This window comes from Gammaproteobacteria bacterium (genome assembly GCA_019911805.1).
Taxonomy (GTDB): Bacteria; Pseudomonadota; Gammaproteobacteria; order Thiohalobacterales; family Thiohalobacteraceae; genus JAHJQQ01.
Genome location: JAIOJV010000097.1, coordinates 1 through 14,323, shown reverse-complemented (window position 1 = coordinate 14,323; position 14,323 = coordinate 1). Strand labels below are relative to the sequence as shown.

Sequence of the window (14,323 nt, the reverse complement as noted above, 5' to 3'; positions counted from 1 at the left end):
ATTACTTATCATCAGTCGATGCGCTTACGGAAGCGCATGACACTGAATGCCAGTACCAGCGTTCCCAGCATGCCCTGGGCCAGAAATTGCGGCCACAGCAGGTCCAGGCCACTCCCCTTCAGGAACACGTCCCGGATGATGACCAGGAAATAGCGTAACGGATTCACGTAGGTGATCCATTGCGCGAGATCCGGCATGTTCTCAATCGGGAACATGAACCCGGACAGCAGCGTGGCCGGTAGAAAAAAGAAGAAGGACGACATCAGTGCCTGCTGCTGAGTCCTCGACACCGTGGAGATGAACAGCCCCACTCCGATGGTCGACATGAGGTACAGACCGGCACCGAATGCCAGCAGGATGCCGCTGCCCTGGATGGGAATGTCGAAGCCATGGACCGCGACCAGCATCACCACCACCAGATCCACGTAGGAGATCACCACGAAGGGCAGTGTCTTGCCGAGAATCAGCTCCAGCGGTCTGATCGGCGTCACCATGAGTTGTTCCATGGTGCCGATCTCCCGTTCGCGCACCACGGCCATGGAGGTGAGCAGCAGCGACGTCATCAGCAATACGACGGCGACCACCCCGGGGACGTTGTAGTAGCGGCTCTTGAGATCGGGGTTGTACCAGGCGCGTGAGCGGAGTTCCACCAGACCCGATGGCGCTGCCGCCTGCTCCTGCTGGGTCATGGAGGCATCGAGCCGCTTGCGGGAAAAGGCGCCGGTGATGCGCTGGGCATAGTCCATGGCCACGGTACCGGTATTGGAGTCGGTGCCGTCGATCAATACCTGGATTTCGGCCTGCCGACCCGTCGCGAGATCGTCCGCGAAACCCCGATCGATCTGAATCGCCGCAACCACGATCGTGCGATCGAGCAGTTCGCCCAGGGCGTCCGGCGTCTCGGGGCGCGCGATGACGTCGAAATAGCCCGAGCTGGTGAACTGATCGGCCAGGGCGCGGCTCTCCGCGCTGCGGTCCATGTCCAGAATGGCCGTCTTGATATGCTCGACGTCGGTGGTCACGGCGAAGCCGAAGACGATCAGCTGCACCACCGGCGTCACGAAGATCAGAAAGCGCATCCGCGGGTCACGCAGGACCTGGATAAACTCCTTGATCATCATACGGTAGATTCTTTCCCACATCGTCAGTCGATCCGCTTCTTGAACTTGAACAGTGCCAGTCCCAGCACCACGATCGCGAATACCGTCAGGAACAACACCTCGTTGATCAGGTAGGTCGGCGGGCTCGCCTTGAGGAAGACATCTTTGAGAATGGCAACGTAGTAGCGCGCCTGGACCGCATGGGTCACCCACTGCAAGGCCGGCGGCATGTTGTCGATGGAATAGAGGAAACCGGAGAGCAGGAAGGCCGGGATGAAGGTGGCGACCATGGCTACCTGGCTGGCGACCAGCTGGGAGCGCGCCACCGTCGAGATCAGGATACCCAGCCCCAGTCCGCCGAGCATGAACAGCGTGCCTGAAACCATGAGGAACCAGAAGCTGCCGCGCAGAGGCACACCGAACACCCACATTGCCATGGCGACGGACACCAGCACGTCCACCAGTCCGATGATCAGATAGGGCGTCATCTTGCCTACCAGCAGCTCCACGCCCTGCACCGGGGTGGCGATAAGCTGTTCCATCGTGCCCTGCTCCCACTCCCGCGACACGGTCAGTGAGGTGAGCAGGGCCGTGATCACGGTCATGATCACGGCGATGAGACCCGGCACGATGAACCAGCGGCTCTTGAGCTCGGGGTTGTACCAGACCCGCAGGCGGTTATCGATCGCCGGCTCGGCCAGCCCGCCGGCGAGTTCGGCGTTGAAACGATTGGTCACCGCCTCGGCATAACCCAGGGCGATGGTCCCGGTATTGGCATCCGAACCGTCAGCGATCACCTGGGCCGGCGCACTGCGCCCCGCCTCCAGGGCCTCGGCGAAGCCGGGATAGAGCACCACGGCGAGATCCGCCTCGCCGCTGTCGAGCAGCCGGGTGAGGCTGCGGTAGTCCTCGACGTGGGCGATCAGCGTGAAATAGGTCGAGCCCTCGAAGGCGCGCAGATAGGCGCGGCTCGGCTGGCTCTGGTCGCGGTCGTAGACCGCCACGTTGAGGTTCTGGATATCCAGGGTGATGGCCCAGCCGAACAGCACCAGCAGCACCAGCGGCATGACGAAGGCCATCGCCAGGCTGCGCGGATCGCGGCGGATATGCAGGAACTCCTTGACGATCAGCGCCCACAGCCGCCGCCAGGACACCCGGCTGCCGTTGGCGGCGCTCACTGGACGGCCCCCCGGTCTTCGGCCTCGATGAGGCTGACGAAGGCATCCTCCAGCGACGGGGCGATGACCTCGGTGCGCACGTCATCGAACCCCGCTTGGCTCAGATAGGCGCGGATCGGGTCTGCGGCCTGCGCGGCATCGGGCACCACCGCATGCAGGGTGTCGCCGAACAGGGCCACCTCCCGCACCAGATCCGTCCCCTCCAGCACCTCCAGCGCCTCGAACGGGCGCGCCACCTGGATTTCCACGATGTCCTCGGGCATGGCCTCATGCTTCAGCTGTGTCGGTTCGCCGCGGGCGATGAGTCTGCCCTTGTATATCAGCGCCAGCTCATCGCAGTATTCCGCCTCATCCATGTAATGCGTGGTCACGAACACCGTCGTGCCGCCACTGGCCATTTCCGTAATGAGATCCCAGAACATCCGGCGTGACATCGGGTCGACACCGGAGGTGGGCTCATCGAGAAACAGGATCGGCGGCTCATGCAGTACGGCACAACCGAGCGCCAGCCGCTGTTTCCAGCCGGCCGCCAGCGTCACCGTCTGCGCACTGCGCTTGTCGCGCAGACCGGCCATCTCGAGTACCCAGGTCTTGCGCTCCCCCCGCCGTGCCCGGTCCACGCCATACAGTCCGGCGAAGAAATCGATATTCTCCTCGACGGTGAGGTCGTCATAGAGCGAGAATTTCTGCGACATGTACCCAATCTTGCGTTTGATGCTCTCGGTCTCGGTCATGATGTCGAAACCCAGGACCCGACCGCTGCCCGAGCTCGGTAACAACAGGCCACACAGCATGCGGATGGTGGTCGATTTGCCGGAGCCGTTTGGCCCGAGAAAGCCGAAGATATCGCCGCGGGCCACCTCGAGCGAGACATGGTCGACCGCCACGAAGTCGCCGAAGGTGCGGGTGAGATCCTGCACGGAGACGGCCATTTCAGACGACTCAGCCATCGATCGCCGCCTCGCCTGCATCGGGCATCTGACCGACGGTATGAATGAACACATCCTCGAGCGTCGGTGTGACCTGGCGCCAGGTGGCCCCCTGCAGTCCCGCGGCGGTGAGCGCGCTTACCGCCCGATCCACCTCGGCGGCCGTATCCGCATACAGATGCAGACGCCCGCCGTACAGGCTGGCCCGTCCGGCGGCCATGTCGGCGGACAACAGCTCATGGGCGCGGCGCGGATCGGCCACATCGAATTCCGCCAGCACCCCGGCCAGGCCGGTCTTGAGCCGCTGCGGGCTGTCGCAGCGGATCAGACGCCCCTGGTGCATCAGCCCCACACGGCTGCAGCGCTCGGCCTCATCGAGATAGGCGGTGGAGACGAAGATGGTGACACCCTCCTTGAGCATGCTGTAGAGGATGCGCCAGAAATCGCGCCGCGAGACGGGGTCGACACCGTTGGTCGGCTCGTCCAGCAACAATACCTCGGGCTGGTGGACGAGCGCGCAGGCCAGCCCCAGTTTCTGTTTCATGCCACCGGACAGATTGCGCGCCAGGCGGCGGCGAAAAGGTGTCAGGTTGCTGAAGCCCAGGAGGCGCTCCTCCGCCTCGGCCAGATGGGCGCGGGGCACCTCATAGAGATCGGCGTAGAAACGCAGATTCTCTTGCACCGTCAGATCGCCGTAGAGACCGAAACGCTGGGACATATAGGCGATGCGACGTTTGACCGCCTCGGGATTCTCACGTACGGAGTAGCCGGCCACCCAGGCCTCGCCCTCGGTCGGTGCGAGGATCCCGGCGAGCATGCGCAGCGTCGTGGTCTTGCCGGCGCCGTCCGGTCCGACGATGCCGAAGATCTCGCCCGGCCGCACCTCGACATCCAGGCCGTGCACGGCCGTCACGGCGCCGAACCGGCGGCCCAGGCCTTGGGTCTGAATTGCCTGGGTCATGGGTGCTCTCGGCGATCGCCGGCGAGTGAACGCGGGGCCTTCCAGTGGGCGTGGCCCGGGACGCCGCGGTCGGCGATACGCAACCGGGCGGCCATTCAACGCACCTCGATATAGACATCCGCGGGCATGCCGGGCTTGAGCACTCCTTCGGGATTGTCGAGGCTGACGTCCACGGCGAACACCAGTTTCACGCGCTCTTCCTGCGTCTGTACGTTCTTGGGCGTGAACTCCGCCTCGGAGGCGACGAAGGTCACCGTGCCGGGAAAATCCCGCCCGGGATAGCTGTCGACACGCGCCCGGGCCTTCGCTCCCAGGCGGATACGCCCGATGTCTATTTCGGAGATATAGACCCGCACCCAGGGGGCGCCGAGCTCGGTCAGCGTCGCCACGGCACGGCCAGCGGCCAGGGTCTCACCGACTTCGGTGTGGGTCCGGGTGACGACGCCCTCGATCGGGCTATGGATGACGGTATCTTCCAGGAAGATCTGCGCATTGGTCCGGCGCGCCTGGGCCTGCTGCAGTCGCGCCCGGGCGGCCTCGATCCGTTCGGGCCGATAGCCGGCCTGCAGCATGGTGAGATGTTCGCGGGCCGAGGCAAGCCGGGCACCGGCCGCCTCGGCGTTCGTCACGTCCCGGTCGCGCTGTTCGCGACTGATGGCTTCGGCGTCATATAGGGAACGGGAGTGTGCGGCCTCGTCCTGGAGCCGTCGAAACGTCACCCTGGCCTCCTCGACCGCCGCCTGCGCCACGGCGATCTCCTCGAGACGATAGCCGGCGGTCAGCTCGTCGAGCTCCGCGGTGGCGGCCGCCACCGCTGCCTCGGCCTCCTGCAGGCTGGCCTCGGCGTCGCGCTGATCGAGTTTGGCGATGGGCTGCGAGACCGCGACGTCGTCCCCCTCGTCGACCTGGCGTTCGACGAGGGTGCCGGGCATGCGAAAGGCCACCCTCACCTGGGTGGCCTCTACCGTACCGGAGGCCATGAGGACCCCCGTGTCGGCCTGGTCCGACCAAGGTGCCCAGCGCACCACCGCGACGACGGCCACGGCGGCGACTACGGCCCCGATCCCACCCGCTATGATTACCTTTCTCATGACGTACCCTCTTCCACGGCGAGTGGCTCTACAGATAACGGCGTACCGTCGGCGAAGACCTCGGGTGTGAGTCGGCCGAGTGCCCGCTGCAGGCGGACGGCCGCCACGAACTCATCGTATTCAGCCTGATTCAGGCTGGCGAGCGCTTCCCAGCGTGCCGCTTCGGCACTCAGCAGATCCGTTACCGTGCTTCTGCCGGCGTGATAGCTCTGCGTCTCGATGCGCAACGCCTCGTCGGATTCGTCCAGCGCCTGACGCGCCGCCTCCCGCTGCTGTTTCGCCGTCTGCAGGCTGCCGAAGGCGGCGCGCGCCTCCGTGGTCACGTCATTCACGATGCCGCGCAGAAGCGCCTGGGCTTGAAGCCGATCGAGATTCGCCTGATCCACGCGGCTCTTACGGATGCCGGCATCGAACACGGGCACACTCAGTTGCAAGCCCACGTCCCAGTCGTCGCGTCCCTCCCAGTCGCCGCCACGCCGGGTGCGGGAGTTCGCCACCAGATCAACACGGGGACGGCGCTCGCCGCGCGCGATCGCCACGCGATCCTCGGCGGCATCGAGTTCGGCCTGCGCCTGCTGTACCTGTGGGTTGGCGAGGACGGCCTGGTGTGCGGCAGTCTCTTCGGAGCCGGGCAGCGACTGCGGCTTGACCGGCAGATCCTGCAACAGCCACGTCCGGACCGGTGTGTCCATGAGGGCAGCCAGCAGTGTCAGCGCATCGCGTTCGCCCTGGGTCGTCGCCGCCTGATTGAAGCGCGCCCCCGAGAGCTGACTCTGGACCCGCAGCACCTCCAAGCGGGCGGCCCGTCCCACATCGACCTTGTGTTGAATCGCATCGACCTCCGCCTGCAGCCCCTCGATACGCCGTACTTCGGCGGCCGCCAGGTCACGTAATTGCAGCGCCTTGGCATAGCTCGACACCACATTGAAAATGAGATCCTGCTCACTGCCGCGCAACCGCTGCACCGCGCTCGCGGTGGTGTTCGCCGCCAACGACTCCCCGGCTACCAGCCTGCCACCGGCGTAGAGCGGCAGACGCAGAGAGATCCCGGCGCTGGTGACATCGGTGTCGAGCGGCGGGAAGACGCCGGGAGTTTCTATCGGGTGGACGAGATAGGGGTCGGAATAATGCGTGTAGGTGGCGTCGATTCCTACCGCCGGATAGCGCTGCCCGCGTGCGATGTCCTGCTCGAGCGCACGTGCATCGCGCTCCAGGCCGGTTGCCTGCAGCCGCGGGTTCGCCTGCACGGCCTGGGTCACCGCCGCGCCCAGTGTCAACGACTCCGCCGCAGCCGCCGACCCGAGGCCCGACATCGACAGGGCGAAGGCAAATAGAAGATGTCGCATACCCGTACGCTGGGTAAGCACGCCAGGGGTACGCATCGGGATGGGTGCAACGCGCATGACCTTCGGTCTCCCGTTTCCGGCATTCAGAAATAACAAGGGTAGTCTACACGGGGAGCCCGTAGAAAGCAAGTGATCACTTACATGCTGGATTGGAAACCAGTTCCAGGTGTCTACCGGTTATCGACCCGGGCCAGCAGTGCCGGCGCCAGAAAATGCCACAGCGGTTCAATCTCATCGTCCAGCCGGAACTCGAAATCATAGATAGACCAGCGCATCACCAGCCCTTGCACCGTGGCCGCGACCAAACGGGCCGCTTCCGCGGGCTTCAGGTCCGCCTGGAAGCAGCCACTCTCGACTCCGTCCTGAATGATGACCTGCAGGTAACTGATATAGCGCTCCATGATGAGCCTGACGGTAATCTTCAACTCCGGATCATCGAGATGTAACCGGTCGGAGAACAGCAGCCGGGCGACACCTCGCTGCTTACCTATGAGTGCGAGTTGTCGCCGCAGCAATCGGTGCAAGCGCACGTCGGCCGATTCGCCGGACCCGTCCAGCCCCTCCAGGGTCGTGAACAGCGCCTTGGCCACCCACTCCATCGCCGCGCGAAAGATGGCGCTGCGGGTCTTGAAATGGCGGAAGATCGTCGGCTGCGCGATGCCTACCCGGTCGGCAATGGCCTGTGCCGTGACGTCCTTGGCCCCGGTGTCGGCCGCCAGATCGAGCGCACTTTGAATGATCTCGTCCCGGCGTGTCTGATGTGATTTACGCTGCTTGGCCATCAATTTAGCGAGTTAGTGCTTACTAATATGTGAATTGTAGCCGTGCCCACCACAGGCTGCAACAGCGGGCGGCCCGGCGACGCGAGGCCGGAGGGATCCGTGTCGGACCGGCCGAGTCGTTGCTTTGGACAGGCCGGGGAACGGTGGAACCAAGATCGTCTGGGAGTTGGTGCCCTGGGCCGGAGTCGAACCGGCACGGTGTTGCCACCGAGAGATTTTAAGTCTCTTGCGTCTACCCATTTCGCCACCAGGGCCGCGCTCGAAAACGCGAGCCGCCATTGTAGCCGCCGGCGCGAAGGGGATTAAAGCGGAGATTGCTCGAAGAATGGAGGCTGGGCCCGGGATCGAACCGAGGTACGCGGCTTTGCAGGCCGCTGCATAGCCACTCTGCCACCCAGCCGGAGGCGGTGGAGCTTCGCGATCGTTGCCGACAAAAAACCTCGGCAGGCGCGGGACCATGACCGAGGTTGCAGTGCGAAGCCTCAAATTTTGGAGCGGGAAACGAGACTCGAACTCGCGACCCCAACCTTGGCAAGGTTGTGCTCTACCAACTGAGCTATTCCCGCTTTCAGAGAGCCCCGTATTGTAACGGCCGGTACCCGGCTGTCAAGCGCAAAAAAACACGGACTTAGCGGGCTGGCACGGCTCATCGCCAGCCATTGCGTCAGCGTTTCACGGTCAGCAACGGCCAGGCGGCGCGCAGGTAGATGATCATCGACCAGAGGGTCAGGCCGGCGGCGATGTACAGGGCCAGCAGCCCGATCAGGGCGGTCGGCAGGCCGGCGATGGGCTCCCGGTAGAGCAGCAGCAGCAACGCGATCATCTGAGCGGTGGTCTTGATCTTGCCGATGACGGACACGGCCACCGTGGTGCGCTCGCCGATCTCCGCCATCCATTCGCGCAGCGCCGAGATGGCGATCTCGCGGCCGATGATCACGGCGGCGGGCAGCGCCAGCAGCGCGCTGTGCATGTTCACCGGATTCACGTCCACCAGCAGCACCAGCGCGACCCCGACCATCAGCTTGTCCGCGACCGGATCGAGGAAGGCACCGAATACCGAGGTCTGGCGCAGGCGTCGCGCCAGGTAGCCATCCAGCCAGTCGGTCACCGCCGCCAGGCCGAAGATCGCTGCGGCAGCAAGGTGCACCCAGTGGAACGGCAGATAGAACACGACCACGAACACCGGGATCAGGCCGATGCGCAGCAGGGTCAGGATATTCGGGATATTGAACTGCATGGTGCCGCCTGTACTCCTGGTTCAGTGCCCGTCACCATGGAAGGCGTCATAGATCTGCTGCGCCAACGCGCGGCTGACGCCCTTGACCTTGGTGAGGTCCTCCACGCCGGCGCGCGCGACCTCGCGCAGACCACCGAACTGGCGCAGCAGCTGAGCACGGCGCTTGGGCCCGACCCCCGGGATGGCCTCCAGGGGGGATTCGGTACGGCTGCGACCGCGGCGCTGGCGATGCCCGGTGATGGCGAATCGATGCGCCTCGTCACGGATCTGCTGGATCAGGTGCAGTGCCTGGCTGTCGGCCGGCAACCGCAGCTCCGTGCCGTCCGGCCGGTGCAGCACCTCCCAGCCGGGCCGGCGCTCCCGCCCCTTGGCGACGCCGAGCATCGGCAGGTCGGCGAGCTGCAGTTCCTCCAGCACCCGGGCCGCCACCGCCACCTGGCCCTTGCCACCGTCGATCAGGATCAGGTCCGGCCAGCGACCCTCCTCATCCCGGACCCGAGTGTAACGGCGCTCCAAGGCCTGCGCCATCGCCGCATAGTCATCGCCCGGCTCGACGCCGCTGATGTTGAAGCGGCGGTAGTCGGATTTTACGGCGCCTTCGGTATTGAACACCACACAAGAGGCCACGGTGGCCTCGCCGCGCGTGTGGCTGATATCGAAACACTCGATCCGCTCGATCGGCTCGCCGAGGCCCAGGGCCGTCTGCAGCGCCTCGAAGCGCCTGGCCATGCCGGCGCGGCTGGCCAGGCGTGCCGCCAGGGCCAGACGCGCGTTGCGCGCGGCCATCGCCAGCCAGCGCGCACGCTCCTTGCGTACCCGGGCGCGTACCGTGACCTTGTGTCCGGCCTGTTCGGCCAGCACCTGCTCGAGCCAGTCGGCGTCCGGGATGTCGTGGTTGAGCAGCAGCTCGCCGGGGACTTCGCGGCCCAGATAATACTGCTGTACGAAGGCCGCCAGCACCTCCTCGGGCACGGCCCCCGCCGGTACCCGCGGGAAGAACGTCTTGTTGCCGAGGTTGCGGCCGGCACGGATGAAGAACACCTGGATACAGGCCGCGCCGCCCTCCAGCACCGCCGCGACGATGTCCAGGTCACCGCGCTCGCCACTGACGTACTGACGCTCCTGCACGCGCGTCAGGCTGACGATCTGGTCGCGATAGCGCGCCGCGAGCTCATAGTCGAGCGCGGTCGCGGCCGCATCCATCTTGCGTCCCAGCTCGTCGACGATCTCGCTGTTGCGGCCCTCGAGGAACTGCATCGTGTGGCGGACGTCCTCGGCATAATCCTCCGGCGACACCAGTCCGACGCACGGCGCGGTGCAGCGCTTGATCTGATACTGCAGGCAGGGTCGTGAGCGGTTGCTGAAGAAGCTGTCTTCGCACTGGCGTACGCGGAACACCTTCTGCAGCAGGTGCAGGCTCTCGCGCACGGCGCTGGCGTTGGGATACGGCCCGAAATAGCGACCCTCGGCACGGCGCGTACCGCGGTGCATGGCGATGCGCGGGTAGGTCTGTCCGGTGGACAGATAGATGTAGGGATAGCTCTTGTCGTCGCGCAGCAGGATGTTGTAGCGCGGCTGGAATTCCTTGATGAGGTTGTTCTCGAGCAGCAGTGCCTCACTCTCGGTGTGGGTCGCCGTCACCTCGACGCTGGCCATCTGTGCCATCAGCGCCTGCGTCTTCGCACTCAGACCGGTCTTGCGAAAATAGCTCGCCACGCGCTTCTTGAGGTTGCGGGCCTTGCCGACGTACAGGAGTTCGCCGTCTGCCGCCAGGATGCGGTAGACGCCGGGGTGCGAGGTCAGATGCCGGAGGAAACCGGCGGCATCGAAGGGAGTGGGTTTCTCCACGGACTCACCGTGCGTCCAGCAGGTCCCGCGCGCGGCCGACGACGGTGCGGAACATGTCCTCGGTCAGCCGCCGGGTCTGGGTGTTGTAGCGGCTGCAGTGATAGGAATCCAGCAGGGTGCGGCCCCCGTCCAGGCGATGCTCGGCGCCATGGCCGAACACGGCATCCCTGGCGCGCAGGTCCAGTGCCCGCAGCACGGCGTCGTGCGCGATGCGCCCCAGCGCCAGGATGACGGCATGCCCCGGCAGGGTGCCGAACTCGTTGCGCAGGAAGTCGTTGCAGCTGCGGACCTCGGCCGGCAGCGGCTTGTTCTGCGGCGGCAGGCACTTCACGGCATTGGTGATGCGACAGTCGCGCAGTTCCAGGCCGTCATCGCGGCTGACCGATGCGGGGCGGCTGCCAAAGCCGAACTCGTGGAGGGTCCGGTACAGCAGGATGCCAGCATGGTCGCCGGTGAACGGCCGGCCGCTGGCATTGGCGCCGTGCATGCCGGGCGCCAGACCGACGATCAGCAGGGCCGCCGCCGGATCGCCGAAGGCCGGCACCGGGCGTGCGTGATAGGCCGGATGGGCCAGCCGGACGCCGTCCAGGAACGTGGCCAGCCGCGCGCAGCGGCGGCAATCGGGATCGAAGATGTGGTTGTCTGACTGCATGGATTTCCAGGGGGTCTCACGATCCTGCTGGCGGTGTCCGGTTCGAGTATCGCACGGGTACCGGTGTTGGCGCGGGATCGGCACAGGATGCATCATCGCCGCCCTGCCCCGTCCTCCGGCCCGCCACTGCCGTGGAGCGCTGGCGGCTTGTTACACGCGGATCGAACCGCTCTCAGCCGGGCGTCGGGTCGATACAGATCATGCCGTGCCGCATGGCCAGATGCGTGAGCTCCACATCGTTGTCGACGCCCAGTTTCTCGTAGAGGCGGTAACGGTAGGTACTGACCGTCTTGGGACTCAGGCACAGCCGGTCGGAGATGTCCTGGATGCTGTGACCCCGGGTCACCATGAGCATGACCTGCATCTCGCGCTGGGAGAGCTTCTCGAACAGCGACCGCTTGCCACCGGGCAGCATCGACAAGGCCACCTGGCGGGCGATGTCGGCGCCGACGTAGCGCTCGCCCTTGGCCACGGTGTTGATCGCCGCAATGATCTCGTTGACCGCGCAGGATTTGGTCAGATAACCCGCGGCCCCGGCCTCCAGCAGCCGCGTCGGATAGGGGTCGTCGACATGTACGGTCACGACGATGACCTTGATGTCGGGGTGGATCTGTATGAGTTTGCGGGTGGTCTCCAACCCGCCGATGCCCGGCATATTCACATCCATGATGACCACGTCCGGCTTGCGCTGCCGGACCATCTGGATGGCCTCCTCACCGGTACTCGCCTCGCCGATGACCTGGATATCCTTGGCGTCCTCGAGAATCCGCTTGAGGCCGGCCCGCACCAGTTCGTGATCGTCCACCAACAGCAGTTGGATCATTCTGTCCCCCCGTCTCTCCAAGCTCCATTTGCCATCAGCGCAGGCCCAGCCGCCCGGGCCGCAGCCGCTCGGCGGCGGGCACCGGGAGCATATCACAAGGCCAGCACCCCTTGGACGGGCGGGGACGCCGCCCGCCGGCTGCCCCCGGCACCCGGAAGATTCAATGACGCGACCAGAATATATCTGGTAACGCATTGACGTAAGGAACCAGATCCCGGCCAATGTGACATCACCACAGGGCGCCTGCGATGGTGTCAGGAAGCGACCCACCGCCGATCATCGAGGCACGGATCCAACCTGTCCGTTACACTAGTGCGCTGAATCCAGACACCCTCTGCAGCGTGCGCCAGCGAATCGCCAGACCTGATAATGATACCAACCGGGCTCTCCGCACAGCACCACAACGCCTTCACGACACAGGGTGTCACGAAGATCTATGGCGCAGGCACGGCGGCCGTACATGCGCTGCGTGGCGTCGATCTGGACATCCCGGCCGGTGAGATGGTGGTGCTGCTCGGTCCCTCCGGCAGCGGTAAATCCACACTGCTGAACATCCTCGGCGGGCTGGACCGGGTCACTGCGGGCACCGTGCACTTCCAGGATCGGGAGCTGACGGCCATGAGCGACACCCAACTGACGCGCTACCGCCGTGATTATGTAGGCTTCGTGTTCCAGTTCTACAACCTCATGCCCAGCCTCACCGCCTATGAAAACGTCGAACTGGTCACCGAGATCGCCCGCGATCCGCTCACCCCGGAGGATGCACTCGGGCTGGTGGGCCTGCGCGGGCGCGCCGACCATTTTCCCAGCCAGCTCTCCGGCGGTGAACAACAGCGCGTCGCCATCGCCCGCGCGGTGGCCAAGCAGCCGACGGTGCTGTTCTGTGACGAGCCCACGGGCTCCCTCGACAGCACCACCGGGCGGAATGTGCTGCAGGTATTGAAGGATGTGAACGAACGGCTCAGGGCCACCGTGCTGATCGTCACGCATGCCGCGGCGACCGCTGCCATGGCCGACCGGGTGATCCACTTCGCCGACGGCAGTATCCGCGAGGTCGTGAAAAACGCGAGCAAGCGTTCCCCCGAGGACATCGAATGGTAAACGCATCCTGACATGAGCCCGCTGAACCGCAAGCTGTTGCGCGATCTGTGGCGCATCAAGGGCCAGGCGGTCGCCATCGGCGCGGTGATCGCCGTGGGTGTGCTGCTGTTGGTGATGATGGCGGGGCTGATCAATTCGCTCGACGAGACCCGGCGCGCCTATTACGAGCGCTATCGGCTGGCCGATGTCTTCGCCCCGGTCAAGCGCGCACCCGCGCACCTGCTCGCGGATCTGGCCGCCATCCCCGGCGTCGCCGCGGTCGAAGGTCGCGTCTCCGGCAGCGCACTGATCGACCTTCCCGGCCAGGACCTGCCACTGCGCGCACAGGCGGTATCGCTGCCGGATTTCCGTGACCCGCGTCTGAACGACTTCTTTCTCAACGCCGGGCGCCGGCTGGATCGCGACCATCCCGACGAGATCCTGCTGCTGAAGAGTTTTGCCGCGGCGCACGGGCTGCATCCCGGGGATACGTTCGCCGTCACCCTAAACGGCGCGCGCCGCACGCTGCGCATCGTCGGTCTCGCCCAGGCACCCGAGTTCCTCTACACCACCGCGCCCGGCGAACTGATCTCCGACGACGCCCGCTTCGGGGTCATCTGGATGAGCCATACGGCGCTGGCCGCCGCCTATGACATGGAAGGCGCCTTCAACGAGGCCTTGCTGTCGCTCGACCGCAACGCCCACTTGCCCGCAGTGCTGGCAGCCGTGGACCGGATCCTGGACCCCTACGGCGGACTCGGGGCCTATGGGTTGGAAGACCAGGTCTCCAACCGTTTCATCAGCGAGGAGATCGACGGCCTGCGCGCTACCAGCACCGCCGTGCCGCCGATCTTCCTCGCCGTGGCGGCCTTTCTGCTCTACATCGTCATCTCGCGTATGGTGCAGGCCGAACGCGAACAGATCGGCCTGCTCAAGGCCTTCGGCTACACCGATCTCGAAACGGGCGCGCACTATTTCAAGCTGATCATCGCCATCGCCGCGGGCGGCGCGGTGGCGGGCTGCCTGCTGGGCATCGCCGCCGGGCGCGCGCTGATCGACGTCTATCTGGTCTACTACAAATTTCCCTTCCTGGTGTTCCAGCTCGACCCCGCGGCCTTCGTCACGGCGTTTCTGGTCAGTGTGCTGTCGGCCTCGGCCGGCGGTCTGCTGGTGCTGCGCCGGGTCTTCGCGCTGGCCCCGGCCGCTGCCATGCGTCCCCCCACACCCCCCGACTACAGCCGCACGGGCCGCATCGGCCGCGCCTTGCGGGCGCGGCTCGACCAGCCCAGCCGCATG

General features: G+C 65.5%; 13 protein-coding genes and 3 tRNA genes. 2 read left to right on the top strand and 14 right to left on the bottom strand.

What is annotated here, in order from left to right; translation table 11 throughout:
• Positions 1–11: 11 nt before the first annotated feature.
• The 14 genes from K8I04_12125 to uvrY all read right to left on the bottom strand — a co-directional run bounded on the left by K8I04_12125 (position 12) and on the right by uvrY (position 11,947).
• Positions 12–1,142, bottom strand: coding sequence for an ABC transporter permease (locus K8I04_12125; protein ID MBZ0072456.1), 1,131 nt, complete (start codon positions 1,140–1,142; stop codon positions 12–14).
• A gap of 2 nt (positions 1,143–1,144) precedes the next feature.
• On the bottom strand, positions 1,145–2,254 hold the full coding sequence (locus tag K8I04_12120; GenBank protein MBZ0072455.1) for an ABC transporter permease: 1,110 nt from the start codon (positions 2,252–2,254) through the stop codon (positions 1,145–1,147).
• 20 nt (positions 2,255–2,274) lie between these two features.
• The gene (locus K8I04_12115; protein MBZ0072454.1) at positions 2,275–3,228 is read right to left on the bottom strand and encodes an ABC transporter ATP-binding protein; all 954 of its coding nucleotides are present in this window, start codon (positions 3,226–3,228) and stop codon (positions 2,275–2,277) included.
• Positions 3,221–4,168, bottom strand: a complete 948-nt coding sequence (locus K8I04_12110) for an ABC transporter ATP-binding protein (protein MBZ0072453.1) — start codon at positions 4,166–4,168, stop codon at positions 3,221–3,223. The genes K8I04_12115 and K8I04_12110 overlap by 8 nt, the downstream gene beginning before the upstream one ends.
• A gap of 95 nt (positions 4,169–4,263) precedes the next feature.
• Positions 4,264–5,259 carry an efflux RND transporter periplasmic adaptor subunit gene (locus tag K8I04_12105; protein MBZ0072452.1) on the bottom strand — a complete coding sequence of 332 codons (996 nt, stop codon included), beginning with the start codon at positions 5,257–5,259 and terminating at the stop codon, positions 4,264–4,266.
• A complete protein-coding gene (locus tag K8I04_12100; protein MBZ0072451.1) occupies positions 5,256–6,662 on the bottom strand; it encodes a TolC family protein in 1,407 nt (468 codons plus the stop codon). The genes K8I04_12105 and K8I04_12100 overlap by 4 nt, the downstream gene beginning before the upstream one ends.
• A gap of 113 nt (positions 6,663–6,775) precedes the next feature.
• On the bottom strand, positions 6,776–7,387 hold the full coding sequence (locus tag K8I04_12095) for a TetR family transcriptional regulator (GenBank protein ID MBZ0072450.1): 612 nt from the start codon (positions 7,385–7,387) through the stop codon (positions 6,776–6,778).
• A gap of 167 nt (positions 7,388–7,554) precedes the next feature.
• Positions 7,555–7,641 (bottom strand) — tRNA-Leu (locus K8I04_12090).
• A gap of 72 nt (positions 7,642–7,713) precedes the next feature.
• Positions 7,714–7,787: transfer RNA gene (locus K8I04_12085), tRNA-Cys, on the bottom strand.
• Between the two features lie 90 nt (positions 7,788–7,877).
• Positions 7,878–7,953, bottom strand: a tRNA-Gly gene (locus tag K8I04_12080).
• A 98-nt stretch (positions 7,954–8,051) separates the two neighbouring features.
• Positions 8,052–8,624 (bottom strand): CDP-diacylglycerol--glycerol-3-phosphate 3-phosphatidyltransferase, encoded by a 573-nt coding sequence (pgsA, locus tag K8I04_12075; GenBank protein ID MBZ0072449.1) that lies wholly within the window; start codon positions 8,622–8,624, stop codon positions 8,052–8,054.
• A gap of 21 nt (positions 8,625–8,645) precedes the next feature.
• Positions 8,646–10,472, bottom strand: coding sequence for an excinuclease ABC subunit UvrC (uvrC, locus tag K8I04_12070; protein ID MBZ0072448.1), 1,827 nt, complete (start codon positions 10,470–10,472; stop codon positions 8,646–8,648).
• A 4-nt stretch (positions 10,473–10,476) separates the two neighbouring features.
• Positions 10,477–11,124, bottom strand: a complete 648-nt coding sequence (locus K8I04_12065) for a uracil-DNA glycosylase (protein ID MBZ0072447.1) — start codon at positions 11,122–11,124, stop codon at positions 10,477–10,479.
• Between the two features lie 172 nt (positions 11,125–11,296).
• Entirely contained in the window at positions 11,297–11,947 is a 651-nt protein-coding gene (gene uvrY, locus K8I04_12060) for a UvrY/SirA/GacA family response regulator transcription factor (GenBank protein MBZ0072446.1), read from the bottom strand.
• A gap of 369 nt (positions 11,948–12,316) precedes the next feature.
• Between uvrY and K8I04_12055 the strand changes: the two genes are divergently transcribed.
• Both K8I04_12055 and K8I04_12050 read left to right on the top strand, forming a co-directional pair.
• The gene (locus tag K8I04_12055) at positions 12,317–13,048 is read left to right on the top strand and encodes an ABC transporter ATP-binding protein (GenBank protein ID MBZ0072445.1); all 732 of its coding nucleotides are present in this window, start codon (positions 12,317–12,319) and stop codon (positions 13,046–13,048) included.
• A 12-nt stretch (positions 13,049–13,060) separates the two neighbouring features.
• Positions 13,061–14,323 (top strand): ABC transporter permease (locus K8I04_12050; protein MBZ0072444.1); only part of this gene is annotated, 1,263 nt, incomplete at its 3' end.

Excerpts from the sequence above, each read along its gene's own strand:
- K8I04_12125 (MBZ0072456.1), bottom strand. The coding sequence starts at position 1,142 with ATGTGGGAAAGAATCTACCGTATGATGATCAAGGAGTTTATCCAGGTC.
- K8I04_12115 (MBZ0072454.1), bottom strand. The coding sequence starts at position 3,228 with ATGGCTGAGTCGTCTGAAATGGCCGTCTCCGTGCAGGATCTCACCCGC.
- K8I04_12110 (MBZ0072453.1), bottom strand. The coding sequence starts at position 4,168 with ATGACCCAGGCAATTCAGACCCAAGGCCTGGGCCGCCGGTTCGGCGCC.
- K8I04_12105 (MBZ0072452.1), bottom strand. The coding sequence starts at position 5,259 with ATGAGAAAGGTAATCATAGCGGGTGGGATCGGGGCCGTAGTCGCCGCC.
- K8I04_12100 (MBZ0072451.1), bottom strand. The coding sequence starts at position 6,662 with ATGCGCGTTGCACCCATCCCGATGCGTACCCCTGGCGTGCTTACCCAG.
- K8I04_12095 (MBZ0072450.1), bottom strand. The coding sequence starts at position 7,387 with ATGGCCAAGCAGCGTAAATCACATCAGACACGCCGGGACGAGATCATT.
- pgsA (MBZ0072449.1), bottom strand. The coding sequence starts at position 8,624 with ATGCAGTTCAATATCCCGAATATCCTGACCCTGCTGCGCATCGGCCTG.
- K8I04_12065 (MBZ0072447.1), bottom strand. The coding sequence starts at position 11,124 with ATGCAGTCAGACAACCACATCTTCGATCCCGATTGCCGCCGCTGCGCG.
- uvrY (MBZ0072446.1), bottom strand. The coding sequence starts at position 11,947 with ATGATCCAACTGCTGTTGGTGGACGATCACGAACTGGTGCGGGCCGGC.
- K8I04_12055 (MBZ0072445.1), top strand. The coding sequence starts at position 12,317 with ATGATACCAACCGGGCTCTCCGCACAGCACCACAACGCCTTCACGACA.